The following is a 24118-nucleotide window of genomic DNA, read 5'->3' as shown; positions in this document are numbered from 1 at the left end:
TCAATGGATAATCACCGCCGCCAAAATCAGGTGCGTCAACCATTATCTATACTGCTTATTTACCGGGCTGACCATTGACTGAAAGAGCTTAACATTACAGGAGTGCATTATGGCCGTAACAAACGTTGCTGAACTTAACGCTTTGGTCGAACGCGTCAAAAAAGCGCAGCAGGAGTTCGCAAATTTCTCGCAGGAGCAGGTCGATCAGATCTTCCGTGCCGCCGCGCTGGCTGCTGCGGATGCCCGTATACCGCTGGCGAAAATGGCGGTCGCCGAATCCGGCATGGGTATCATTGAAGATAAAGTGATCAAAAACCACTTCGCTTCCGAGTACATTTATAACGCCTACAAGGATGAACAGACCTGCGGCGTGCTGTCCGTCGATGATACGTTCGGTACCATCACGATTGCCGAACCTATCGGCCTGATCTGCGGCATCGTTCCGACCACCAACCCAACCTCCACGGCTATCTTCAAGGCATTGATCAGCCTGAAAACCCGCAACGGCATTATCTTCTCCCCGCATCCGCGCGCCAAAAACGCCACCAACAAAGCAGCGGACATCGTACTGCAGGCCGCTATCGCCGCGGGCGCGCCCCAGGACATCATCGGCTGGATTGATGAACCATCGGTGGAACTGTCCAATCAGCTGATGCATCACCCGGATATCAATCTGATCCTGGCAACCGGTGGTCCGGGCATGGTAAAAGCGGCCTACAGTTCCGGTAAGCCGGCCATCGGCGTAGGCGCAGGCAACACCCCGGTAGTGATCGATGAAACGGCCGACATCAAACGCGCCGTAGCCTCGATTCTTATGTCAAAAACCTTCGACAACGGCGTGATCTGCGCTTCCGAGCAGTCGGTGATCGTGGTCGATGAGATCTATGATGCCGTACGCGAACGCTTCTCGACCCACGGCGGCTACCTGCTTCAGGGCAAAGAGCTCAGCGCGGTACAGGGTATTCTGCTGAAAAACGGCGCGCTCAACGCCGCCATCGTCGGCCAGCCGGCTATCAAGATTGCGGAAATGGCCGGTATTACCGTGCCTGCCAGCACCAAGGTGCTGATCGGTGAAGTGACGAACGCTGACGAGTCCGAACCGTTCGCTCACGAGAAACTCTCCCCGACGCTGGCCATGTACCGGGCGAAAGATTTTGAAGACGCGGTCGACAAAGCGGAAAAACTGGTCGCCATGGGCGGGATCGGCCACACCTCCTGCCTGTACACCGATCAGGACAATCAGGCTCGTCGCGTCAACTATTTTGGCGACAAGATGAAAACCGCCCGTATCCTGATCAACACACCGGCCTCTCAGGGCGGGATCGGCGATCTGTACAACTTTAAACTGGCGCCGTCGCTGACGCTGGGTTGCGGTTCATGGGGCGGTAACTCCATCTCCGAGAACGTCGGGCCGAAACACCTGATCAACCGTAAAACCGTGGCTAAGCGAGCAGAGAATATGCTGTGGCACAAACTTCCCAAATCTATCTACTTCCGCCGCGGCTCTCTGCCGATCGCGCTGGAAGAAGTTGCGAGCGACGGTGCTAAACGCGCATTCATCGTTACCGACCGTTTCCTGTTTAATAACGGCTATGTCGACCAGATTACGTCGGTACTGAAACAACAGGGTCTGGATACCGATGTCTTCTTTGAAGTGGAAGCCGACCCGACGCTCAGCGTCGTTCGTAAAGGCGCCGAACAGATGAACGCCTTCAAACCCGACGTCATCATCGCGCTGGGCGGCGGTTCGCCGATGGATGCCGCCAAGATCATGTGGGTCATGTACGAACACCCGGATACCCATTTTGAAGAACTGGCGCTGCGTTTCATGGATATCCGCAAACGTATCTACAAGTTCCCGAAAATGGGCGTGAAAGCCAAGCTGATCGCCGTCACCACCACCTCCGGCACCGGTTCGGAAGTAACACCGTTCGCCGTGGTGACCGATGACGCCACCGGCCAGAAATATCCGCTGGCGGACTACGCGCTGACCCCGGATATGGCGATTGTGGACGCCAATCTGGTGATGAACATGCCGAAATCGCTGTGCGCGTTCGGCGGCCTGGATGCGGTGACCCACTCGCTGGAAGCCTATGTATCCGTACTGGCGAACGAATACTCCGACGGACAGGCGCTGCAGGCACTGAAGCTGCTGAAAGAAAACCTGCCGACCAGCTACCATGAAGGCGCAAAAAATCCGGTTGCCCGCGAGCGCGTCCATAACGCGGCGACAATCGCCGGTATCGCCTTCGCTAACGCCTTCCTGGGCGTCTGCCACTCTATGGCGCACAAGCTGGGTTCCGAGTTCCATATCCCGCACGGGCTGGCCAATGCCCTGCTGATTAGCAACGTGATCCGCTATAACGCCAACGATAACCCGACCAAACAGACGGCGTTCAGCCAGTACGACCGTCCTCAGGCTCGCCGTCGCTATGCGGAAGTGGCCGACCATCTGGGTCTGAGCGCCGCTGGCGACCGTACGGCGCAGAAAATTGAAAAACTGCTGGCCTGGCTGGAAAGCATGAAGAAAGAGCTGGGGATTCCCACCTCTATTCGTGAAGCCGGCGTACAGGAAGCCGATTTCCTGGCCAAGGTGGATAAACTCTCTGAAGATGCGTTTGACGATCAGTGTACCGGCGCCAACCCGCGTTATCCGCTGATTGCCGAGTTGAAACAAATCCTGCTGGATTCGTTCTACGGCCGTCCGTTTGTCGAACATGCGGTCACCGAGAGCAAAGCGACCCCGGCGGCGGCCAGCGTGCCCGTCAAGGCGGAAAAAGCCGAGAAGAAAGAGAAAAAAGCCGTTAACTGATATCGCTGACGGCAGCATACTCAAAGCCCTGTGCGCACGCGCAGGGCTTTTTTTTGGGGGGGATTTACCACATCGCGGACAAGAAATAACTCCCCCCGCCGCCATCTCCCGCAGAGATATCATCTACTGAGGTACCATCCGCCGTGAACGCACCGCCATTCCCTGTAATCTGGAATCTGGCGATAAGTACCAGAATGCTCTCTGATAACGGTCCTGACAGCTACGGAGAGCCTTAGGCAGGTAAAGCAAGGTTCGTGCATCAAGCATGCGTATAGCGCTCAAACGCCCTGCTACCGCGTATACCGTCCGTGTCGCCGATAACCCCGGTAGCAGGTTAATCTATCCTGGCTGTGACGAACGCGGTGGCAGCACCGCTATATCAGTAGAGGGCGGTGAGGGATTATTCGGCTCATAAAGCGAACGGCGCCCCGGAAATCGCATCAATAACACCGGGCGGAGCGGCTGTGAAAACAACGATAAAAGCGGCAAATACGCATCTGGTAACGAATATTTAATTTATATTATCAATTTTTACCAGAAGCGATAACCGGATAATCGCCGCCACTACCCGGTTATTAATAAGCCCGGCTAAATGCTTAGCCTATATAGATATGGATTATTTCGTTTCAGGTCGGGTCAATCCCAACGCGATTTTATAATGCTTTCGACACACCGATACGTAACTCTCATTTCCGCCGATAACGACTTGCTCGCCTTCAATGACAGGCTTGCCATGCGAATCCACCCGCAATACGTGATTCGCTTTACGCCCGCAATGGCAGACGGTTTTAAGTTCGATCAGTTTGTCTGCCCAGGCCAATAAATAATGACTTCCGCTGAACAATTCCCCGCGGAAATCGGTACGCAGGCCATAACAGAGAACCGGAATGTCTAATTGATCGACAACATCACACAGCGCATTCACTTGTTCACGTGTCAAAAACTGACTTTCATCAATTAACACACAGTGAATAGTTTGCTGACGATGCTCCAGCTCAAGCGTCTGGAATAAGTCTGTCTGTTCGTTAAACAATAACGCCGGTGAAGAGAGACCGATACGGGAACTAACGATGCCGCTTCGCCCGGAACGGTCATCTATTTCAGCCGTAAACACCAGGGTTCGCATTCCCCTTTCCTGGTAGTTATATGAAGACTGTAACAGTGCGGTGGATTTCCCTGCATTCATCGCGGAATAATAAAAATAAAGCTGCGCCATGGCTCCTCGTTCAACGGCATTCACCGGTCAGTAATCGTTAAAATTTATTGTAACATAGGTATTGCCGCTGACGAGGGTTTAGTCGCGCCGCCTCCCGCTCCGCACGCGCCCTGAATCATTCTGTGGTTTAGTAATATAGATAGTTCCATCGTGAGGGTTCAAAGAAACTATCGAGACGCTCCACATGGCTATTTCCGCTGCAGATCGCGCTAACAGAATGTATTAGCTGGCTTGTCCGAAATTTATATTGGTCAGTCAACACGTGATTTCCGTTTTAAATTTGCTAAATTTTAACAACCTGACAATTTTACCTATTGCAGAAAATAAAACGGCACTCTATTATCTCTGTACTGTCACCAATAATATTTATTTTGAGATTAATCCAATGAGCGAAGCACTTAAGATTCTAAACAACATCCGCACCCTGCGCGCCCAGGCAAGAGAATGCAGCCTCGAAACGCTGGAAGAAATGCTGGAAAAGCTGGAAGTCGTGGTGAACGAGCGCCGCGAAGAAGAAAACCAGGCTCAGGCAGAAATTGAAGAACGCACACGCAAATTACAGCAGTATCGTGAAATGCTTATTGCCGATGGCATTGACCCGAACGAATTACTGCAATCTTTGGGTTCAAACAAAGTTGCCGGTAAAGCCAAACGTGCAGCACGCCCGGCTAAATATCAGTACACCGACGAAAACGGCGAGCTGAAAACCTGGACCGGTCAGGGCCGCACCCCGGCAGTCATCAAGAAAGCAATCGAAGAACAAGGCAAGTCTCTGGATGACTTCCTGCTGTAATTTACAGCCCGAGAATAAAAACAAAAACACCCCTCTCAAAGGGGTGTTTTTTTATGCCCTGATTCAGGCACTCCCCCGTACTAACTAAAAGTACAGGGGGGAGAAGATTAATTGGCGTCTTCCTCTATCGCCTCTTTCAGCCACTGGGTAAAGTCTTCACCCAGAGCGTCATGGCGAATACCATATTCCACAAAAGCGGCCATGTATCCCAGCTTATTACCACAGTCATGGCTTACCCCTTTCAGGTGATAAGCTTCAACGGTTTCTTTTTCCATCAGCATGGCGATAGCGTCGGTCAACTGAATTTCATTACCGGCACCCGGTTCTGTTTTCTTCAATAGATCCCAGATCTGTGCAGACAGCACATAACGCCCGACCACCGCCAAATTAGACGGCGCTTCCGACGCCTTGGGTTTTTCCACCACGCCGACCATCGGTGCGCTGTCGCCCGGTTTTAATTCCACGCCTTTGCAATCCACTACACCGTAACTGCTGACGTTTTCCACCGGCTCAACCATAATCTGGCTATGACCTGTACTATAAAAACGTTGCAGCATTTCGCTCAGGTTGTCTTTTTTCAGATCGGATTCATATTCGTCGATGATCACGTCCGGCAAAATAACCGCCACCGGCTCGTCGCCAACCAGCGGGTGGGCACAAAGTACCGCGTGCCCCAATCCTTTCGCCAGCCCCTGACGGACCTGCATAATAGTGACATGCTCCGGACAAATAGCCTGAACTTCTTTCAGCAACTGGCGCTGAACGCGTTTTTCCAGCATGGCTTCCAGTTCAAAACTGGTATCAAAATGGTTTTCTATTGAATTCTTAGAAGAATGTGTAACTAAAATTATTTCATTGATACCGGCAGCAATACATTCATTAACCACATACTGGATTAACGGCTTATCGACCAGCGGCAGCATTTCTTTGGGAATGGCCTTGGTAGCAGGCAACATACGCGTCCCCAACCCAGCCACTGGAATGACCGCTTTTTTTACTTTTTTATTAACAGTTGACATAAACAACCTCGTATATATCGTTCAAATAATGAGCTTTATTTGTCCGGTGCATAAAACCGCGAAAGTATATCAGGTTCAATGCGCGATGCTCGACCAATCTGGATTCGTGATTAAAAATCATAGGCCACATACTAGGGAATAAAAAATAATAACGATAGATACACCTGGTCTGAAGTGCGGGGAAATTCGCAGCTATCGGATTAGTCTGTAGAAAGCATCAGTCGCAAGCGACCGCCGCTGCCCCACATCTGGCATTGCCATGACTCGCACTGATAACTGAGTTGATTAAGATAAGCGGCTTCCAGCGTGCCTAACGGCACCCCGTTATTTAGCCCGATGTGTTGTTCTTCCACACTCAGGGTGGCATGCAACCCCGCCGAAATCAGGATCAGCCGTTTCAGCTCCCGATGATAGTAACCGACCAGCAAGGGAAACTGCCCTTGCAGATTGGCCTGACGCAATAATTGGTTAACCTGATTGAGTAATACCGGTAATTCGGGCAACCGGCGCTGCTGATGCACCAGATGCTCCTGCAACAGGCTGTTGAACAGCGCCCGTAACAGCAACGCCGCCAGCACGCCGTGATTATTAGCCGCCTGCGTCACATCAAGACAATAAAACGCCAGGTCGTCCCCGGACAGCGCCGCAATATCAAGCACCAGCCCAGGGCGGTCCGCCGCCATTAGTTGCCGATAATTGACCCGGCAGCGCGCCAGCGTCTGCTGAACCGGCGGCTGCAACTGCTCAAGCAGCTTCAACGCCGCACCGGGCGACTGGTTCAGCGTATCCAAGTCATGCATCAGTTGTTCGACTTCATTGGCCTGCGAAGTAAACATCGTCGGGTACAGGCAAGCCATCACCGATTCGCGCAAGCGGGTGTAGTCATGGATAGGTTTGAGCAACACATCCTGAACGCCAAGACGTAATATTCTGGCGATGTCCGCCAGGTGACTGGTGGCGGACACCACCAGCACCGGCGTAGTGATATCGTGCAGCCGCAGCCGCTCGACGAATTCGAAACCGCCCATCATGGGCATGTTGAGATCGCAGATAATCAGATCGGGCGGCTGATGAGCCATTTTTTCCAGCGCATCCTTGCCGTTATCCGCTTCATGCACGTCTGCGCCCAGGGATGTCAGATAACCGGCCAGCACGGAACGGAAAACAGCCTCATCCTCAACAACCAAAATGTGTTTTCCCGTCAGTGGTTGTGCCATCAATGACCCCTTGCACCGCTCATCATCATTCGTTGCCGAATCCTAAATCGGAAATAACCCTATACGCCCCGGTTTACCAGCGGCAACAGCAGCTCCCGCTGTTTTTCCACCGCCAGCCTGCCGGACTCAATAGCTTCTTCCGCCCGATGAAAATCCAGCGTGGCGATTTGCGGACAATAGGGTTGAATCAATACATCCGGAGGATCGCCCGCCATGCGATTCATTTTCAGGCGATTCTCCAATACCTGTATGGAGGTACTCATGATCTCCATCGCGGTAGGCGTCGCTTCCGTCTGTCGACGAAAACGGTGAGACAGACGATACCGAAGACGCTGACGCCAGCCGTGCGGCGCGGCAATCGCTTCCGCCTGAGCCGCCGGTCTGGCAGACAGCAAATTATGCTGCTGCAAGCTGGCGTCGTGCTGCAAATCCACCGCAATCACCACATCCGCGCCCATCGCGCGAGTCAATGAAACCGGAACCGGATTAACGACAGCCCCATCCACCAGCCAGTAACCATTGAATTGTACGGGGGACAATAACCCCGGCATACTGCAGGAAGCGCGAACAGCCAAATGTAAGTCCCCTTGCGTTAGCCAAAGTTCCCTTCCCGTACTCAAATTAGTTGCCACTGCTCCATATTTGATAGCACACTCCTCAATATGTTGCGTACGTAGCAAATGCTTTACATGGTTGAAAACGCGATCCCCCCGCAATAATCCGCCGCGCCCCCAGGAGAAGTCCATCAGACGAATGACATCCCAGTAGCGAAAGCCGCACACCCAGTGCTCCATGCTGTCCAGCCGGTGCGTGGCGTAAGCGGCGCCGACCAGCGCCCCCACCGAACACCCCGCCACCACGTCAGGCACAATCCCCAGATCCTCCAGCGCTTTCAGCACGCCGATATGCGCCCATCCCTTAGCCGCGCCGGATCCCAATGCCAGACCGATTGTTACCTTCCGCATGGTATTTCTCCTGTATCTTATTCTAGGCGCTGCCCTGCTGTTATGTATCCGCCAGGCAGGATTATTGCGATACGCGAACCCTATTGGGTAACATAGCGCACGCCTTATCAGTGGCGTCTCAATTATTTAACCTTATTGCAGAGTTTTGCAGGAGATATTGTGTCCGAATGTTGCCCGTGCGGCAGTGATCAGCCTTACGAACACTGCTGCCAGCCCTATCTGCGCGGTGATACCCAGGCTTCGCGCCCTGATCTGTTGATGCGTTCACGGTACAGTGCCTACGTCAAACAGGATGTCGATTATCTGGTCGCCACCTGGCATCCGGATTGCCACGCAGAAAACTGGCGAGCCGACATCGCCGCCAGTTGCGCCGATACACACTGGCTCGGTCTGCGGATACTGGACGTCGCGCCGGGAAAAACGGCGGATGAAGGCTATGTCGAGTTCGCGGCCAGCTACAGCACAACCGAACATCCGGCGCGTCGGGTACTGATGAGAGAACGTTCTCGCTTCCTTCGTTATCGCGATCGCTGGTACTATGTCGACGGCGTTCACCTGCAAACCGGCAGGAACGACGCCTGTCCGTGCGGCTCCGGCAAAAAATACAAAAAGTGCTGTGGACAATAATACTCTCGATTACCGCGATGATTCCGGCATCGCGTAACGGCAACATCTGATTTATGTTTTGGACAGGATCCCAATTCCATGCAATCCCAGAATATCCAAAGAAAAATTTTACGGACAATCTGCCCTGACGCAAAAGGGCTTATCGCCAAGATCACCAACATCTGTTACAAGCACGAGCTGAATATCGTGCAGAACTCGGAATACGTTGATCACCGCACCGGTCGTTTCTTCATGCGTACGGAATTGGAAGGTATCTTCAACGACACCACGCTGCAGGCCGATCTGGACAGCGCCTTACCGGAAGGCTCCGTGCGTGAACTGAGCAGCGCCGGGCGTCGCCGTATCGTGATTCTGGTTACCAAGGAAGCTCACTGTCTCGGCGATCTGCTGATGAAAAGCGCCTATGGCGGTCTGGATGTCGAGATCGCGGCGATAATCGGCAACCACGAAACGCTGCGTACGCTGGTAGAGCGCTTTGATATTCCGTTCCATCTGGTCAGCCACGAAGGCCTGACGCGCGAAGAGCACGATCTGAAAATGATCGCGCAGATCGACCAATACAAGCCTGACTATGTGGTGCTGGCGAAATACATGCGCGTGCTGACGCCCGCCTTTGTTCAGCACTACCCCAACCGGGTCATCAACATCCATCATTCGTTCCTGCCGGCGTTTATCGGGGCGCGCCCGTACCATCAGGCTTACGAGCGCGGCGTGAAGATCATCGGCGCCACCGCCCATTATGTGAACGACAGTCTGGATGAAGGCCCGATCATCATGCAGGACGTGATTCACGTCGATCACACTTACACCGCGGACGACATGATGCGCGCCGGTCGCGACGTGGAAAAAAACGTACTCAGCCGGGCGTTGTACCATGTGCTGGCTCAGCGGGTGTTCGTTTACGGCAACCGCACGATTATTCTGCGTTGATTAGCACTTCGCCGCCCTTCGCCTACAATTGCAGCGGGCGGCATAAAAAACCGGCAAACGAACTTGTTTTTGTTTTTTCGGTCTTTACAGGGGCGCGGCATTTGGTATGATGCGCCCCGCTCGACACGAAAGAGCAATCAGGCCAGTGGTGGGGTTCCCGAGCGGCCAAAGGGAGCAGACTGTAAATCTGCCGTCACAGACTTCGAAGGTTCGAATCCTTCCCCCACCACCATCTCTCAAGTCGCTACGACATATCCTCACTGCATAGCTTCCCCCTCAAACAAAAAATCACCCGAAAGCGCAGCAAGAAAAACACATCGCGACGTCGCCTCGACCGATTTATCGCACCATGAAGAATCGCAGCGATGACTCTGTGATATTCACATACCGATTTCGCGGTGACAGCACAGCAGAATAACGTGATTACTCTTTCCAGCGTTCCGGCATATAACTGAATACCGGCAACTGCCAGGACCAGAAAATAGCCGCCAGACGCAGCGATAACCCGACAGAGAAAGAGATCAGCTGATTTAGATCGTGGTTGATGCCGATTTCGCGCAGGCCAAGGTAAACCAGCGCCACCAGCAATGAAACGCAGGCGTACAGCTCTTTGCGCAGCACCATCGGCGTTCGGTTGCAGAAAATATCCCGCAAGATCCCACCGAAAATACCGGTGGTAATCCCCGCCATCACCACCACGGTCGGCGAATACCCCAGCTCAATCGCCACATTGCAACCGATAATGGTGAATGCCACCAGCCCCATGGCGTCCAGCACCAGAAACAGCCGGTGCAGATGGTGCATCACGCGCGCAGCCAGCACCGCCAGCAGTCCGGCGCCAATCGTGAGGTAGATATAGACAGGATGCTGAGTCCAGACGATGGGATAGTTACCCAGCAGAATATCGCGCACCGTACCGCCGCCCAGCGCGGTAATAAAAGCGATCATTGAAACACCGAAGATGTCCATGTTGCGGCGGCCAGCAGCCAGCGCGCCGGACATACCCTCAGCGGTAATAGCGATCAGATAGATATAGGTCAGCACACACGTACCCTTGTGAAATGTGCCCCTCCCTCTGTCCTTTTACCTGAGAGTTTACGCGGTAAAACCGCTTGCCCCTTCGGTGGGTTGTCTGGCAACCGCTCTCCAGTTGGCGTCATAGAAATGTGCAGTAAGGTAGCCTGAGCGATTATGGGAGTTTGCGCCTTCGGCGGGAAGGCGTGTCGTGACATGTCGTGCCTTCCGCTCTCCTGCAAGCCGCGGAGTATACGGGCTATCGCCGCCCGGTTCAACCAGCCATCACCGATAGTTATGACTGCTGATACAGCAGCGTAGCCGCCGTGACTCGACTCCCGCCTTTCTGCTAACATCGGGGCACGTTTTTTTAACAACGGCAGCGAACATGAAGTTTGTTTCTTTCAATATCAACGGGCTGCGCGCCCGACCACACCAGTTGGCCGCAATCATCGAACAACATCAGCCTGATGTGATCGGTCTGCAGGAAACTAAAGTCCACGATGATATGTTTCCGCTCGAAGAGGTGAAACAGTTTGGTTATCACGTCTTCTACCACGGGCAGAAAGGCCACTACGGCGTTGCGCTGCTGACCAAAGCCGAGCCGCTGGCGGTCCGTCGCGGATTCCCCACGGACGAAGAAGACGCCCAGCGCCGTATCATCATGGCGGACCTGGCGACGCCGCTTGGCACGTTGACCGTGGTCAACGGCTACTTTCCACAAGGCGAAAGCCGCGACCACCCGGTGAAATTCCCGGCCAAGACCCGTTTCTATCAGGATTTGCAGCATTATCTTGACCAGCACCATCAGGCGGACCAGCCGGTGCTGATTATGGGTGACATGAACATCAGTCCGACCGATCTGGATATCGGTATTGGCGAGGACAATCGTAAACGCTGGCTGCGCACCGGCAAGTGCTCATTCCTGCCGGAAGAACGCGAATGGATGGAGCGGCTGAAAAACTGGGGACTGGTCGATACCTTCCGCGCCGCCAATCCCGAGTGTCAGGACCGGTTTTCGTGGTTTGATTACCGTTCGGCCGGGTTTGACGACAACCGCGGCCTGCGCATCGACCTGATTATGGCCACGGCACCGCTGGCCAGCCGCTGCGCGGCCACCGGTATCGATTATGCGATTCGGGGAATGGAGAAACCTTCCGACCACGCGCCGGTGTGGGCGGAATTCACGCTCTGATGACGCGATCGGGGCTGCAAGCAGCCCCGCTATCACCGCGTACGTTTACTGCTGTTCTTTGATGATCCGCCACACCAGATTGTTGGTGCCGAGATTGCCCTTATCGCGCTGACATTGCAGCAACACCCCTTCCGCCCTCACCACCGAGCCTTCAGAGTAGTTTCTGTTCTGATAAATGCAGCAACTCATGCAATTAACCTGAGCTTCACGCTGCACGTTGCCGCCATTGCCGTTTCCCCAGATCACCTGAGGAGGAACCGGCACCACCACCTCGGTGTTGGTGCTGCCCTGCGTTGTGGATACCGTGCCGTGGGTACTGCTGCCATTACCCGGCAGCACCACAGGATTCCCCTGCGTAATCACCGTGGTTTGCGTCGCCGCCTGCGCAGCGGAAGATAACAACAGGCCTGTTGTCATCAGGAAGGTGCCCCATGCTTTCATCTGCGTTACTCCTTTGTGCTGGCTGAACGTGACTGGCGACGTTTCCGCCCCGCGGGCGGAGAACGTTTAACCGGCGGTAATCCTCTGAATGCCGTGATATTACCACTTTGCCGGGCCTGCTGAATAAGTTCATACAGCGACTGGGTCAGGGGCTGCATGAAATCCTGATAGCGGCAGCGCTTTTCGCTGATCTGCGTCAGCGTGGCTTCCCAGTGCGCCGTCATGTCCGGGTGCGCCGCCATCGGCGGCAAAGCGTGAATCAACGCTTTGCCCGCATCAGTGGAATGAATATAACGCCCTTTCTTGATCAGAAACGCGCGTTTAAACAGAAGCTCGATAATGCCTGCGCGCGTGGCTTCGGTGCCCAACCCGTCGGTTTCGCGCAGGATTTTCTTCAACGCCTTATCCTGCACAAAGCGGGCGATACCGGTCATGGCGGACAACAAGGTTGCATCGGTGAAGTGTCGGGGCGGCTGAGTCTGCCGTTCCACTACCTCGCCCCGCTCGCACAAAAGTTCATCATCTTTTGCCACCACCGGCAACGGCATCCCCTCATTTTCCTCATCCCGCTCTTTGTTGCCCAGCAGCGTCCGCCAGCCTGCCTCAGCCAGAAATCGCGCCTTGGCGACAAACTTGCCGCCGGCGATATCCAGATCGATAACGCATTTACGAAACACCGCATCCGCGCAAAACTGCATCAGGTACTGCCGGGCAATCAGCCCATAGACCTGGCTTTCATGTTCCGTCAACGAGGTGCGGGCGCTGCGCGCCGTGGGAATAATGGCGTGGTGGGCATCGACCTTGCCGTCATCCCAGCAGCGGTTGCGGCGCTCGGGATCAACGGCAGGCTGCGGCAACAAATCCGGCTGATGCGCTGCAATCGCGTTCAGCACCGCCTGTCGCCCGGCAAAATGCTCTTCCGGCAGATAACGGCAATCCGAACGCGGATAGGTGATCAACTTGTGCGTTTCATACAGCCGCTGGCAAACATCCAGCACCTGCTGGGCGCTAAGGCCAAAGCGTTTGGCGGCTTCAATCTGCAGAGCGGAAAGAGAATACGGCAGCGGCGCGGTTTCCGATTCCCGTTTATCATTATAGGCGGTAACCCTCGCCGGTTGCCCTTCGATGCGTTTGACGACGTGCTCGGCCAGCGGGCGATGCAGTAACCGCCCTTCTTCGTCCTGATAAGGTTCGCAGGATTCACTGGGCTGCCACAAGGCGACAAACCGCTCGTCGGCCGGGGTGACGATATGCGCCTTAACCTCGAAATAGTCGCGGGCCACAAAATTGTCGATCTCTTCGTCACGCCGCACCACCAGCCCCAGCACCGGCGTCTGCACCCGACCGACCGACAACACGCCTTCGTAACCGGCGTTTCGCCCCAGCAGGGTATAAGCGCGAGTCATGTTGATGCCGTACAGCCAGTCGGCGCGCGAGCGGGCCAGCGCGGAGACGCACAGCGGAACGAATTCCCGGTTTTCACGCAGGCGCGACACCGCCCGCTCCACCGCCTGCGGATTCAGGTCGTTGATCAGGCAGCGGCTCACATGCTGACGCTTTTCTTCCGGCAGCGCCAGATACTCCAGCACTTCGTCCACCAGTAACTGCCCTTCCCGATCCGGGTCGCCGGCATGAATGATTTCATCGGCCTGAGTCAGTAATTTTTTTATAACATTCAGCTGTTTGCTGACAGACGGTCGCGGCTGCAACAGCCATTTCTGCGGTACAATCGGCAGATCCGCCAGCGACCAGCGCGCATAACGGGCGTCGTACACATCCGGTTGCGCCTGTTCCAGCAGGTGCCCCACGCACCAGGTCACGACATCCTGTTCGCCACAGGCAATAAAGCCATCGCTGCGTCGCTGCGGTTTGGGCAGCACATCGGCAATGGCTCTGGCAAGACTGGGTTTTTCCGCAATAAACAGTCGCATGTCACACCGCAAGGCAGAACGGATATTTCCTGACGCGCGCACCGTCAGGAACGCGAATCAGGGGAAACATCGTCAATACAGAAATTAGAAATAGCTGACAAACTTCGCGCTATCAACGGGCGTGATCGCGGCGGAGGCTTTAAGCTGAGGCGTCCCTAAATAAAGGAAACCGACAATTTCATCCTGCGCACGGCAGCCAAAGGCGTCGCGCACCAGCGGATGATGAGTCCAGGCGCCGCTGCGCCAGATACCGTTGAACCCCTGCGCCAGCGCCGCCATTTGCATTGCCTGCACCGCGCAGCCGGCGGATACGACCTGTTCCCAGTGCGGAACTTTAGGATTTTCCTCACAGTGCGCGACAACGGTAATGATCATCGGGGCGCGGAATGGCGCCTGACGCGCTTTTTCAACCGCGGCCTCGTCCAGATTATCCTGCAATGCCGCGCTGACCAGCAGATCGCTGAAGCGGGATAACCCCTCATCCTGAATAAGGGAGAAACGCCACGGCTGCAGCGCGCCATGGTCCGGCGCCCGCAGGCCCGCGCGCAGAATATTCTCCAGCGCGTCGCCCGCCGGCGCAGGTGCCGCCAGACGGGACGCCGAACGACGATTCAGTAGCAATTCCAGAGCATCCATCACATCTCTCCTGTCATGAAAATCTGCTGTCGGTGAATAAAATCCGGTTGCGCGCCACGGTAGCACAGGTAGAAGATTTGTTACAAGTTAGCGCCCCGCCGCCAACCCGGCGGCAAGATAAATAGCTGACTTTTATCCTGTCGCTCATTAGGATACCGCCAGTGACCCGCGTGCGGGCGTGATCGCGCTGATACTTTTTTTGGCAGCGCATCGCCCGGCAAACACGGGGCGCCGCTTAAACCCAGTTTTCTTTTGACGGAGTGGACATGCGCACAATGTGGCGAATTTTCAGTGGAATATTCAGATGGGGATGGCGCCTGCTGAATTTTATCCGCGAATTTATCCTCAACCTCTTTCTGGTGTTTTTGATCCTGGTCGGCATCGGGGTCTATAGCCAGCTAAAAACCACGCAGGCAGAGCCGGCGCGAGGGGCGTTGATGCTGGATCTGACGGGCGTGGTGGTGGATAAACCGTCCGTCAACAACAAACTACGCCAGTTCGGACGGGAATTCTTCGGCGTGTCCGCCAGCCGTCATCAGGAAAATGCGTTGTTTGATATTGTCGACAGCATCCGTCAGGCCAAAGACGACAGCAACATTACCGGTATGGTGATGGACCTGTCCGACTTCGTCAGCGCGGATCAGCCTTCGCTGCAATACATCGGCAAGGCGCTGCGTGAATTCCGCGATGCTGGCAAACCGATTTTCGCCGTCGGCGACAACTTCAACCAGACGCAATACTATCTGGCCAGTTTTGCCAACAAAATCTACCTGACCCCGCAGGGAAATATCGACCTGCACGGCTTCGCCACCAATAACCTTTACTATAAGACGCTGCTGGACAAGCTGAAGGTCACCACGCATATCTTCCGCGTCGGCACTTACAAATCGGCCGTCGAACCGTTCATCCGCGACGACATGTCGCCGGCCGCCCGTGAGGCCGATAATCGCTGGATTTCCACCCTGTGGCAGCATTATCTGGATACGGTAGCGGCCAACCGCCAGATCACGCCGCAACAGCTGTTCCCCGGCGCCGAAAACCTGCTCGCCGGTTTGCAAACGCTGAACGGCGACACCGCCCGTTATGCGCTGGAAAACAAGCTGGTGGACGAAGTCGCATCCCGTTCGGTGATTGAGCAGTCATTAATCAAAGCCTTTGGATGGGACGCCAAAAACAAAAACTTCAACTTCACCAGCATCTATGATTACGCGCCGACCCCGCCGGTAACCAATGCCAACGAAATCGCCGTGGTGTTTGCCAACGGCACCATCGTCGACGGCAAGGAAACCCCGGGGTATGTCGGCGGCGATACCACGGCGGCGCAGATCCGCGACGCCCGTCTGGACCCGAAAGTCAAAGCCATCATCCTGCGGGTGAACAGCCCCGGCGGCAGCGTCACCGCCTCTGAGCTGATTCGTTCGGAACTGGCGGCGGCGCGGCAGGTGGGCAAACCGGTGGTGGTTTCCATGGGCGGCATGGCGGCCTCCGGCGGCTACTGGATTTCCACGCCGGCCAACGCCATCATCGCCAGCCCCAGCACCCTGACCGGCTCAATCGGGATTTTCGGCGTCGTCACCACCTTCGAAAATTCGCTGGACAGCATCGGCGTACACACCGACGGCGTCGCCACCTCTCCGCTGGCCGCACTGTCCCAGACCAGAGCCTTGCCGGCAGAAGCCAGCCAACTGATGCAACTCAATATTGAGCGTGGTTATCAGAACTTTATTTCACTGGTGGCGGAGTCACGCAAGAAAACCCCGCAGGAAGTGGATGCCATCGCGCAGGGGCATGTTTGGGTCGGCAGCGATGCCAAAACCAACGGGCTGGTGGATCAACTGGGCGACTTTGACGACGCCGTGAAGAAAGCGGCGGAACTGGCCAAACTGGAACATTATCAATTGAGCTGGTATTCCGGCGAGCCGGACCTGCTTGATACGATGTTCAGCCAGGTCAGAAGTTCGGTCTACGCCATGCTGCCTTCCGCGTTGCAGGCGGTGGTGCCGGCGCCGGTGGCGCAGCTGGCGCAGACGGTTCGCGCGCAAACGTCGGTGCTGGACGCCTTGAATGATCCGCAAAACCGTTACGCGCTGTGCCTGAATTGCGGCGACGTGCGTTAATGCTTCCCTGAACAGCCCGGTACTGCCGGGCTGTTTTTACCGCCGAAGCCTTTTTATTTACGACTGAACCTTTTTATAATCCTGGCCTTTGACGGCTAACCGTTTCTCTAACCAACAGTGTCCCGACCCAGACTATCCATGCAAAAGAAATCCATTTATGTCGCCTATACCGGCGGCACCATCGGTATGCAGCGCTCCGCCAACGGTTACATCCCGGTTTCCGGCCACCTGCAACAACAACTGGCGCAGATGCCGGAATTTCATCGTCCGGAAATGCCTTCGTTCACTATTCACGAATATACGCCGCTGATCGACTCATCCGATATGACGCCGTCTGACTGGCAATCGATTGCGAATGACATCCAGCAGCACTATGACCAGTACGACGGTTTCGTGATTCTGCATGGCACCGACACCATGGCATTCACCGCCTCCGCCCTGTCTTTCATGCTGGAGAATCTGTCTAAACCGGTCATTGTGACAGGGTCACAAATTCCGCTGGCGGAACTACGCTCCGACGGGCAAACCAACCTGCTCAATGCGTTGTACGTGGCGGCCAATCACCCGGTCAACGAAGTCAGCTTGTTCTTCAATAACAAACTGCTGCGCGGCAACCGTACCACCAAAGCGCACGCCGACGGTTTTGACGCCTTTGCCTCCCCGAACTTTCCGCCGCTGCTGGAAGCCGGTATTCACATCCGCCGTCTGACGCCGGCCAACCCCGACCCGATTAGCGGGCCGCTGATCGTGCATGCCATCACGCCGCAGCCGATCGGTGTGGTGACGATCTACCCCGGCATCTCCGCCGATGTGGTAAGCAATTTCCTGCTTCAGCCGGTAAAAGCGCTGATTCTGCGCTCGTATGGCGTCGGCAACGCGCCCCAAAGCTCAGGCCTGCTTGATGAACTGCGCCGCGCATCCGAACGCGGCATCGTGGTGGTTAACCTGACGCAATGCATTTCAGGACGGGTCAACATGGACGGTTACGCCACCGGCAATGCGCTGGCGCAGGCTGGCGTCATCAGCGGGTTTGATATGACGGTTGAAGCGGCTCTGACGAAACTGCATTATCTGTTAAGCAGGAACGATCTTTCCCCTGACCAGATTCGCCAGCTAATGCAGCAAAACCTGCGCGGAGAACTGAGCGACAAAGATTAAATCGCCTGCAACCGACACAGCATCCAGAACATAAAAATTTTAATAAGAAGAACACCATATGAACAGAGCACTCTTGCTGGTGGATATCCAGAATGACTTCTGTGCAGGCGGGGCGCTGGCCGTCTCGGACGGCGATAGCGTGGTCGCGGTGGCAAACCAGGCTATCGCCGCCTGCCAGCAGGCCGGGGTAATAGTCGTTGCCTGTCAGGACTGGCATCCGGCGGATCACCGCAGTTTTGCCGTCAATTCCGGCACCCGCGTAGGCGACCAGGGCGAATTGGACGGCTTACCGCAGATCTGGTGGCCGGTGCATTGCGTTCAGGGTTCGCCCGGCGCCGATTTCCATCCCCGGCTGAATCAGCAGGCGATAAACTGGGTAGTACGCAAAGGAACGCATCCCTTTATCGACAGCTACAGCGCATTTTTCGACAACGGCCGCCGCACCCGTACCGAACTTTATGACTGGTTGAAAGCCAGAGACATTACCCAACTGACCATCATGGGGCTGGCAACCGATTACTGCGTCAAATATACCGTGCTGGATGCGCTGGCGCTGGGTTATCAGACCGAGGTGCTGACGGATGGCTGTCGCGGCGTAAATCTGCATCCGAAAGATAGCCAGCAGGCGCTGGACGTGATGGCGAAACACGGCGCCACGCTAATGGATCTGCCCGCGTTTACCGCGTCACTCAGCCGGTAATTCATGCTCGCATCACGCCAGTTGTCGATGCTGGCGCGATCGGGTTTAGTCTTGCGGTTTCAGGGTGGTGATAGGTTTCAGGGTAGCGGCAGGCGCTGAGGTCGTAGCAGACGTTGGGGTAGTAATAGCATCGCCGGCAAAACGCTGCTTGAGCTCCTGCTTGCTTTTCATTTCGATTTCACCACGGGTGTTGATCGTCATATGGTCCGCCTCGGCGTTATTGCGCGCCTGCCACAGCATGACCATCTGCAACGCATTTTCCTTTTGTTCCGCCGTCAGGGTTACCCCGTCCGGCCATTTTCCCAGCTCCACCGCCGTCACCAGACGTTGATAGATTTCCGGGGTCATGCTGTTTATTAAATCATCCAGTTGCATGTTTTTTCTGCCTGCAGTCAGATTTTAGCTGAAACGTTTCAAGTCAAAGTATTGTATTAGCGACGTTAACCATCCGTCTGTTGACCGTTTTCCGTATCGATAAAGCTGAGCGACGCGGAATTCACGCAATAACGTTCGCCGGTGGTGTCCTGCGGACCATCGGGGAACACGTGCCCCAGATGCGCATCGCAATGGCCACAGCGGATTTCGATCCGTTGCATATGGTGGGAATTGTCTTCCAGATAGCGGATGGCGTCCTCCGCTACCGGGCGATCGAAGCTCGGCCAGCCGCAACCGGAGTCATATTTGTGGTCGGAATAAAACAGCGGCTGATGACAGCACAGGCAGTGGTAAACCCCGGTACGCTTGTTGTGCAACAGTTTGCCGGTGTAGGGGCTTTCCGTCCCCCGCTGCTGCGTGACATGCCGCTGCAGATCGGTTAACTCGTTCAGATTACGTGGTGAAGCGGTTATCTTGGTCATCAGGTTCTCACTGAAACACGGTTTTTTCGCCAGCGCGATGAAGCATAATTCTAACAAAAAGTTAACACCGTCACAGCCTATTTTGGCCTACACTTAGCCCTACGCGGCAAAGGCACTTTTAATTGTGATCTCAATCACAATTACACCTATGGCAGGTGTTTTCATGCCTGTGTATTCCTCATATGATTAGGTTATGCACTTTAATTAGGCTGATAGCTGTTTATCGCGCAACTGTTGAACGGACTTTTGACTTACCGCAACGATTGACACGATTCCGCTTGACGCTCAGTAAGGTTTTTGTAATTTTACAACCAACCTTTTATTCACAAACCAATAGCTGGTGGAATATATGACTATCAAAGTAGGTATCAACGGGTTTGGCCGCATTGGCCGTATCGTTTTCCGCGCTGCCCAGGAGCGTTCTGACATCGAAATCGTTGCCATCAACGATTTGCTGGATGCGGATTACATGGCGTACATGCTGAAGTATGACTCCACCCACGGTCGTTTCAACGGCACCGTTGAAGTGAAAGACGGTCACCTGGTTGTCAACGGCAAAACCATCCGTGTTACCGCTGAGAAAGATCCGGCTAACCTGAAGTGGAACGAAATCGGTGTTGACGTTGTTGCTGAAGCAACAGGTATCTTCCTGACCGACGAAACTGCACGTAAACACATTCAGGCTGGCGCCAAGAAAGTGGTTCTGACCGGTCCGTCCAAAGACGACACCCCGATGTTCGTTATGGGTGTTAACCACGCCGCTTACGCTGGTCAGGACATCGTTTCCAACGCGTCCTGTACCACCAACTGCCTGGCGCCGCTGGCTAAAGTCATCAACGACAAATTCGGTATCGTTGAAGCACTGATGACCACCGTTCACGCTACTACCGCTACGCAGAAAACCGTTGACGGCCCGTCTCACAAAGACTGGCGCGGCGGCCGCGGCGCTTCTCAGAACATCATCCCGTCCTCTACCGGCGCAGCTAAAGCGGTAGGTAAAGTGATTCCGGCTCTGAACGGCAAACTGACTGGTATGGCGTTCCGCGTACCGACCCCGAACGTATCCGTGGTTGACCTGACTGCTCGTCTGGAAAAACCGGCTACTTACAAAGAAATTTGTGCCGCCATCAAAGCCGCTTCTGAAGGCGAGCTGAAAGGCGTTCTGGGTTACACCGAAGATGACGTGGTATCCACCGATTTCAACGGCGAAAAACTGACCTCCGTGTTCGATGCCAAAGCCGGTATCGCACTGAGCGACACCTTCGTGAAACTGGTTTCCTGGTATGACAACGAAACCGGCTACTCCAACAAGGTTCTGGATCTGATCGCCCACATCTCCAAATAATGTGGCGATGAACAGATGATGAAAGGGCGACATGAGTCGCCCTTTTTTATTGGGTATATACCCGTCATACTTCAAGTTGCAGGTGCGTTGGCTGCCCTCGCTCCCCCAATCACTTACTGATGTAAGCGCCTGGGGACTCGCTCGATTGCCGCCTTCCTGCAACCCGAATTATTTGGGGTATACAACAAGACCATAAAGGCAAAACCAATACCATGAGCGATAAAATTTATTCACTTCCCATCAATAACGCGATCACCGCGCACCTTAGCCAACGTCAACTGGACCAACTGCCGATTATCGTGGTGGATCATCCGCAGGTTCGTGCCGCCGTCGCGCTGCAGGGCGCGCATCTGATTAGCTGGCAGCCCAAAGGTGAACAACCGGTACTGTGGCTGAGCGACAACACGCCATTCGAGCACGGCGTGGCGATTCGCGGCGGCGTGCCCATCTGTTTCCCCTGGTTTGGTCCGGCTGCACAGCCCAACCACGGTTTCGGCCGCCTGCTGGCGTGGGAGTTCACCTCTCACAGTGAAGATGCGAACGGCGTTACCCTCAGCTTCACGCTGCGCGATTCCGAGCAAACACGCGCCGCCTGGCCGCACGCGTTTACCGTTCTGGCTCGTTTCCATTTAAGCGCGCAGGAATGCCGCATGGAACTCGAATGCCACGGCGACTACAGCATCACCAGCGCGCTGCACACCTATTTCCAGATTGGGGATATCAGCAAAATCAGCATCGGCGGCCTGGGCAACACTTTTATCGACAAGGTTAACGACGGCAAAACCGATACCCAGCAGGGCAACCTGACGTTTGCTACCCGTACCGACCGCATTTATACCCAGCCAGCGTCACTCAGCCTGATTGAAGACCCGGTGTTGCAACGCACTATTGAAGTGCATCATGCTCACCACAGCGACGTGGTGGCCTGGAACCCGGGCGCAGAACTGTCTCGCACCATCAGCGATATGACCGATGACGGCTACCAGACTTTTGTTTGCGTTGAAACCGCGCACGTGACCCAACCGCTCGTGGCGACTACCCAGGCGCCGGCGCGTCTTACCACCACCATTCGCCTGCGTAAATAATCTATTTTTGCTTCCTGCTCATGGCTGGCTTTCGCCAGCCATGCTTCGATTACACCACATCCAGCGGCTGTTTGCGGCGTGGGGTGGGATAAGCCTCATCCAGTATGGCGAGATCTTCAGGTGACAACGTCACTTGAAGCGCGGCGGCATTCTCTTTGACATGCGCCAGCGTACCGGCTTTGGGAATGGCGATGACGCCAGGCTGGCGCGTCACCCAGGCCAGCAGCACCTGTGCGGGCGTCAACGCATGTCGCTGTGCCACGCGCACGACCGCCGGGTGAGCAAACAGGTCATGGCGCAACTCCCCGGCCTGCGCCAGCGGGCAATAGGCCATGACGGGAAGCCGATGTTGCTGACACCAGGGCAGCAGGTCATACTCAATGCCCCGCGACGCCAGATGATACAGCACCTGATTGGTCTGACACTGCTCTCCACCCCGGCAGGACCACAGTTCTTCCATGTCGTCGGTATCCAGATTAGAGACGCCCCAGCGCCCAATCTTGCCCGCCTGTTGCAACGATTCCATCGCGGCGATGGTATCCACCAGCGGAATGCCGCCGCGCCAGTGCAGCAAATACAGATCGATATAATCGGTTTGCAGACGTTTCAGGCTACGTTCACAGGCGGCGATCGCCCGCTCTCCGCCCGCATTATGCGGATACACCTTGGATACCAGATAGACACGGTCGCGACGGCCGCGTATCGCCTCGCCCACCACCTCTTCCGCCCCGCCGTCAGCGTACATTTCCGCCGTATCGATCAACGTCATTCCCGCGTCGATGCCGGCCTGTAACGCGCTGACTTCACTGCTCCGCCGTTGGGCGCTTTCTCCCATGAACCAGGTTCCCTGACCAATAGCGGGAACGGTGTTTCCACCCGGAAATGTTACCTGTTTCGTCATGTTATTCCTCCCTTGTAACCCTCCCTTGTAGCAGAGTAGCAAACCCCGCTCGCTCCATTAATGTGCAAATGGGGTGAATCCACCCCATTTTTGTGCAGCCAATGCACAATGACCGTGCGGGTCGCTTTAGAAGGTATAACTGACGCCGCCTCCCAGCATCAGGTTATAGTTTTTATCGACCATCGGGCTGTTTTTGATCTCATCCGACAGCCGGACATAACGCCCGCTTACCCAGGTATTCCAACTGGAATTAATCTTGTAGCCGGCGTTCAACTCGACATACGGCGACCAGCCGTCATCCGGCTGATAATTGCGTAGTCCGGAGCGGGCCGATTCGTCGCCAGTGACGCCATAATAGTAGCGATTCTGGTTTTCGCTCGACCAGGTAATCCCCACGCCCGGCGTCAGGCTCCAGTCGCCGTCGTTGAAGCGGTAAAGATAGGCGGAGTCCCACACCAGACCATTGCTGTAATTCAGCGTGTCGCCGGCCAGCAAGGTGCGCAAGGTGCCCCATTGCGCATCGTAGCGATAGGATAACCCCGCCATCAGCGTACCGCGGCGACGTTCAAGCTGCTTCATCTGGTTATCGTCGCTATCGCCCGGTTTGAAACCAAACGGGTTGTAATACGCCGTCAGTGACAATTTGTTCTGCGCGTCATTCCACAGGTAATACCCACCCAGCAGACCGCGCAGGTAAAAACTCTCGCTTTCATAAGTCACCATCGGAAAAGGATAAACGTGACCGCTATCGCCACGGTATACCGGAGTCTCTCCGACCGCGCCCAGCCCGAGCGCGAACTCGTCCGCAAAGGCCGCCGGGGCCGCTACCGTTGCGGCCAACGCCGCTGTTAAGAAAGTTAATACGCAATTTTTCACGATTGTCGGTTCCCATTCAGTGTTACGTATTTGATCACTTCCAGCAGAATAGCAGCGCCGGAGTCCTACATACATCACATTAATGTGAAAGATACATAAGTTATAACGATTTCGTCTGCCCGCCAGCATCCCGCATCAGGGCTGCGTTAGCGGATAAAAAAGCCGGTTGCAGGCCGCCGCGCCGAAGTGAGTCATTGAAATATCTTAAAAATGCGACGCAAGAATAGAGGAAATTTTATGGATGCAAACTACGCTTTAAACAAGGATGAGGATTTCCGCTGAG

22 protein-coding genes, 1 tRNA gene and 1 riboswitch are annotated in these 24118 nt (G+C 55.1%); of the genes, 11 read left to right on the top strand and 12 right to left on the bottom strand.

Translation table 11 applies throughout. The features are described 5' to 3' along the window. Positions 1-109 precede the first annotated feature (109 nt). Entirely contained in the window at positions 110-2812 is a 2703-nt protein-coding gene (adhE, locus tag DXXMK7_RS10265) for a bifunctional acetaldehyde-CoA/alcohol dehydrogenase (RefSeq protein ID WP_038918997.1), read from the top strand. Positions 2813-3428: 616 nt separating this feature from the next. On the opposite strand, the gene DXXMK7_RS10260 is transcribed toward adhE, so the two are convergent. Continuing rightward, the gene (locus tag DXXMK7_RS10260) at positions 3429-4028 is read right to left on the bottom strand and encodes a thymidine kinase (RefSeq protein ID WP_038918996.1); all 600 of its coding nucleotides are present in this window, start codon (positions 4026-4028) and stop codon (positions 3429-3431) included. Between the two features lie 385 nt (positions 4029-4413). Here DXXMK7_RS10260 and hns point away from each other — a divergent pair, with 385 nt between their 5' ends. Next, positions 4414-4821: a histone-like nucleoid-structuring protein H-NS gene (gene hns, locus DXXMK7_RS10255; RefSeq protein ID WP_038668517.1), complete on the top strand. Its 408-nt coding sequence runs from the start codon at positions 4414-4416 to the stop codon at positions 4819-4821. Positions 4822-4928: 107 nt separating this feature from the next. Here hns and galU read toward each other — a convergent pair whose 3' ends face one another. From galU to rssA, 3 genes are all read right to left on the bottom strand, one after another. After that, complete coding sequence (gene galU / locus DXXMK7_RS10250; RefSeq protein WP_038918995.1) at positions 4929-5840, bottom strand: UTP--glucose-1-phosphate uridylyltransferase GalU; 912 nt, start codon at positions 5838-5840, stop codon at positions 4929-4931. A gap of 200 nt (positions 5841-6040) precedes the next feature. After that, entirely contained in the window at positions 6041-7057 is a 1017-nt protein-coding gene (rssB, locus tag DXXMK7_RS10245) for a two-component system response regulator RssB (RefSeq protein ID WP_038658867.1), read from the bottom strand. 59 nt (positions 7058-7116) lie between these two features. After that, entirely contained in the window at positions 7117-8022 is a 906-nt protein-coding gene (gene rssA, locus DXXMK7_RS10240; protein ID WP_038918994.1) for a patatin-like phospholipase RssA, read from the bottom strand. Between the two features lie 159 nt (positions 8023-8181). On the opposite strand from rssA, the gene DXXMK7_RS10235 reads away from it, so the two are divergent. The 3 genes from DXXMK7_RS10235 to DXXMK7_RS10225 all read left to right on the top strand — a co-directional run bounded on the left by DXXMK7_RS10235 (position 8182) and on the right by DXXMK7_RS10225 (position 9811). Continuing rightward, a complete protein-coding gene (locus DXXMK7_RS10235) occupies positions 8182-8649 on the top strand; it encodes a YchJ family protein (protein ID WP_038918992.1) in 468 nt (155 codons plus the stop codon). Positions 8650-8727: 78 nt separating this feature from the next. Further along, positions 8728-9579, top strand: a complete 852-nt coding sequence (gene purU / locus DXXMK7_RS10230; RefSeq protein ID WP_038918991.1) for a formyltetrahydrofolate deformylase — start codon at positions 8728-8730, stop codon at positions 9577-9579. Between the two features lie 147 nt (positions 9580-9726). After that, positions 9727-9811: transfer RNA gene (locus DXXMK7_RS10225), tRNA-Tyr, on the top strand. A 191-nt stretch (positions 9812-10002) separates the two neighbouring features. Here DXXMK7_RS10225 and DXXMK7_RS10220 read toward each other — a convergent pair. After that, positions 10003-10623, bottom strand: a complete 621-nt coding sequence (locus tag DXXMK7_RS10220) for a trimeric intracellular cation channel family protein (protein ID WP_038658878.1) — start codon at positions 10621-10623, stop codon at positions 10003-10005. A 21-nt stretch (positions 10624-10644) separates the two neighbouring features. Continuing rightward, positions 10645-10739: riboswitch (glycine riboswitch) on the bottom strand. Positions 10740-10981: 242 nt separating this feature from the next. Here DXXMK7_RS10220 and xthA point away from each other — a divergent pair. After that, complete coding sequence (gene xthA / locus DXXMK7_RS10215) at positions 10982-11788, top strand: exodeoxyribonuclease III (protein ID WP_038658881.1); 807 nt, start codon at positions 10982-10984, stop codon at positions 11786-11788. 45 nt (positions 11789-11833) lie between these two features. Here xthA and DXXMK7_RS10210 read toward each other — a convergent pair whose 3' ends face one another. The 3 genes from DXXMK7_RS10210 to DXXMK7_RS10200 all read right to left on the bottom strand — a co-directional run bounded on the left by DXXMK7_RS10210 (position 11834) and on the right by DXXMK7_RS10200 (position 14796). Continuing rightward, positions 11834-12229 (bottom strand): DUF1496 domain-containing protein, encoded by a 396-nt coding sequence (locus DXXMK7_RS10210; RefSeq protein WP_038918990.1) that lies wholly within the window; start codon positions 12227-12229, stop codon positions 11834-11836. A 5-nt stretch (positions 12230-12234) separates the two neighbouring features. Further along, positions 12235-14160: a DNA topoisomerase III gene (locus DXXMK7_RS10205; RefSeq protein WP_038918989.1), complete on the bottom strand. Its 1926-nt coding sequence runs from the start codon at positions 14158-14160 to the stop codon at positions 12235-12237. A gap of 84 nt (positions 14161-14244) precedes the next feature. Then, positions 14245-14796: an NAD(P)H nitroreductase gene (locus DXXMK7_RS10200; RefSeq protein WP_038918988.1), complete on the bottom strand. Its 552-nt coding sequence runs from the start codon at positions 14794-14796 to the stop codon at positions 14245-14247. Between the two features lie 266 nt (positions 14797-15062). Here DXXMK7_RS10200 and sppA point away from each other — a divergent pair, with 266 nt between their 5' ends. The 3 genes from sppA (at position 15063) to pncA (ending at position 18771) form a co-directional block, all read left to right on the top strand. After that, positions 15063-16913 carry a signal peptide peptidase SppA gene (gene sppA, locus DXXMK7_RS10195; protein ID WP_038918987.1) on the top strand — a complete coding sequence of 617 codons (1851 nt, stop codon included), beginning with the start codon at positions 15063-15065 and terminating at the stop codon, positions 16911-16913. 138 nt (positions 16914-17051) lie between these two features. After that, positions 17052-18071: an asparaginase gene (gene ansA / locus DXXMK7_RS10190; RefSeq protein WP_038918986.1), complete on the top strand. Its 1020-nt coding sequence runs from the start codon at positions 17052-17054 to the stop codon at positions 18069-18071. A gap of 58 nt (positions 18072-18129) precedes the next feature. Then, a complete protein-coding gene (gene pncA / locus DXXMK7_RS10185; protein WP_038918985.1) occupies positions 18130-18771 on the top strand; it encodes a bifunctional nicotinamidase/pyrazinamidase in 642 nt (213 codons plus the stop codon). Between the two features lie 45 nt (positions 18772-18816). On the opposite strand, the gene DXXMK7_RS10180 is transcribed toward pncA, so the two are convergent. Together DXXMK7_RS10180 and msrB are read right to left on the bottom strand one after the other, a co-directional pair. Then, positions 18817-19146 (bottom strand): YeaC family protein, encoded by a 330-nt coding sequence (locus DXXMK7_RS10180; RefSeq protein ID WP_038918984.1) that lies wholly within the window; start codon positions 19144-19146, stop codon positions 18817-18819. A gap of 65 nt (positions 19147-19211) precedes the next feature. Further along, positions 19212-19628, bottom strand: a complete 417-nt coding sequence (msrB, locus tag DXXMK7_RS10175) for a peptide-methionine (R)-S-oxide reductase MsrB (protein ID WP_038920962.1) — start codon at positions 19626-19628, stop codon at positions 19212-19214. A gap of 349 nt (positions 19629-19977) precedes the next feature. On the opposite strand from msrB, the gene gapA reads away from it, so the two are divergent. Together gapA and DXXMK7_RS10165 are read left to right on the top strand one after the other, a co-directional pair. Then, positions 19978-20973: a glyceraldehyde-3-phosphate dehydrogenase gene (gene gapA, locus DXXMK7_RS10170; RefSeq protein WP_013317844.1), complete on the top strand. Its 996-nt coding sequence runs from the start codon at positions 19978-19980 to the stop codon at positions 20971-20973. A gap of 212 nt (positions 20974-21185) precedes the next feature. Beyond that, the gene (locus tag DXXMK7_RS10165) at positions 21186-22058 is read left to right on the top strand and encodes a D-hexose-6-phosphate mutarotase (RefSeq protein WP_038918983.1); all 873 of its coding nucleotides are present in this window, start codon (positions 21186-21188) and stop codon (positions 22056-22058) included. A 49-nt stretch (positions 22059-22107) separates the two neighbouring features. Here the strand turns inward: DXXMK7_RS10165 and DXXMK7_RS10160 are convergent, their stop codons facing one another. Further along, positions 22108-22959: an aldo/keto reductase gene (locus DXXMK7_RS10160; RefSeq protein WP_038918981.1), complete on the bottom strand. Its 852-nt coding sequence runs from the start codon at positions 22957-22959 to the stop codon at positions 22108-22110. Positions 22960-23085: 126 nt separating this feature from the next. After that, entirely contained in the window at positions 23086-23835 is a 750-nt protein-coding gene (locus DXXMK7_RS10155; RefSeq protein ID WP_038918980.1) for a MipA/OmpV family protein, read from the bottom strand. Positions 23836-24118: the final 283 nt, after the last annotated feature.

It is taken from the genome of Dickeya sp. MK7, from assembly GCF_000406305.1.
Taxonomy (GTDB): Bacteria; Pseudomonadota; Gammaproteobacteria; order Enterobacterales; family Enterobacteriaceae; genus Dickeya; species Dickeya fangzhongdai.
This window is presented reverse-complemented; position numbering and strand designations above follow the sequence as displayed.

What these genes read in the sequence shown, in the direction of transcription:
- adhE (WP_038918997.1), top strand. Translation starts at nt 110, where the DNA reads ATGGCCGTAACAAACGTTGCTGAACTTAACGCTTTGGTCGAACGCGTC.
- DXXMK7_RS10260 (WP_038918996.1), bottom strand. Translation starts at nt 4,028, where the DNA reads ATGGCGCAGCTTTATTTTTATTATTCCGCGATGAATGCAGGGAAATCC.
- hns (WP_038668517.1), top strand. Translation starts at nt 4,414, where the DNA reads ATGAGCGAAGCACTTAAGATTCTAAACAACATCCGCACCCTGCGCGCC.
- galU (WP_038918995.1), bottom strand. Translation starts at nt 5,840, where the DNA reads ATGTCAACTGTTAATAAAAAAGTAAAAAAAGCGGTCATTCCAGTGGCT.
- rssB (WP_038658867.1), bottom strand. Translation starts at nt 7,057, where the DNA reads ATGGCACAACCACTGACGGGAAAACACATTTTGGTTGTTGAGGATGAG.
- rssA (WP_038918994.1), bottom strand. Translation starts at nt 8,022, where the DNA reads ATGCGGAAGGTAACAATCGGTCTGGCATTGGGATCCGGCGCGGCTAAG.
- purU (WP_038918991.1), top strand. Translation starts at nt 8,728, where the DNA reads ATGCAATCCCAGAATATCCAAAGAAAAATTTTACGGACAATCTGCCCT.
- xthA (WP_038658881.1), top strand. Translation starts at nt 10,982, where the DNA reads ATGAAGTTTGTTTCTTTCAATATCAACGGGCTGCGCGCCCGACCACAC.
- DXXMK7_RS10210 (WP_038918990.1), bottom strand. Translation starts at nt 12,229, where the DNA reads ATGAAAGCATGGGGCACCTTCCTGATGACAACAGGCCTGTTGTTATCT.
- DXXMK7_RS10205 (WP_038918989.1), bottom strand. Translation starts at nt 14,160, where the DNA reads ATGCGACTGTTTATTGCGGAAAAACCCAGTCTTGCCAGAGCCATTGCC.
- DXXMK7_RS10200 (WP_038918988.1), bottom strand. Translation starts at nt 14,796, where the DNA reads ATGGATGCTCTGGAATTGCTACTGAATCGTCGTTCGGCGTCCCGTCTG.
- sppA (WP_038918987.1), top strand. Translation starts at nt 15,063, where the DNA reads ATGCGCACAATGTGGCGAATTTTCAGTGGAATATTCAGATGGGGATGG.
- ansA (WP_038918986.1), top strand. Translation starts at nt 17,052, where the DNA reads ATGCAAAAGAAATCCATTTATGTCGCCTATACCGGCGGCACCATCGGT.
- pncA (WP_038918985.1), top strand. Translation starts at nt 18,130, where the DNA reads ATGAACAGAGCACTCTTGCTGGTGGATATCCAGAATGACTTCTGTGCA.
- DXXMK7_RS10180 (WP_038918984.1), bottom strand. Translation starts at nt 19,146, where the DNA reads ATGCAACTGGATGATTTAATAAACAGCATGACCCCGGAAATCTATCAA.
- msrB (WP_038920962.1), bottom strand. Translation starts at nt 19,628, where the DNA reads ATGACCAAGATAACCGCTTCACCACGTAATCTGAACGAGTTAACCGAT.
- gapA (WP_013317844.1), top strand. Translation starts at nt 19,978, where the DNA reads ATGACTATCAAAGTAGGTATCAACGGGTTTGGCCGCATTGGCCGTATC.
- DXXMK7_RS10165 (WP_038918983.1), top strand. Translation starts at nt 21,186, where the DNA reads ATGAGCGATAAAATTTATTCACTTCCCATCAATAACGCGATCACCGCG.
- DXXMK7_RS10160 (WP_038918981.1), bottom strand. Translation starts at nt 22,959, where the DNA reads ATGACGAAACAGGTAACATTTCCGGGTGGAAACACCGTTCCCGCTATT.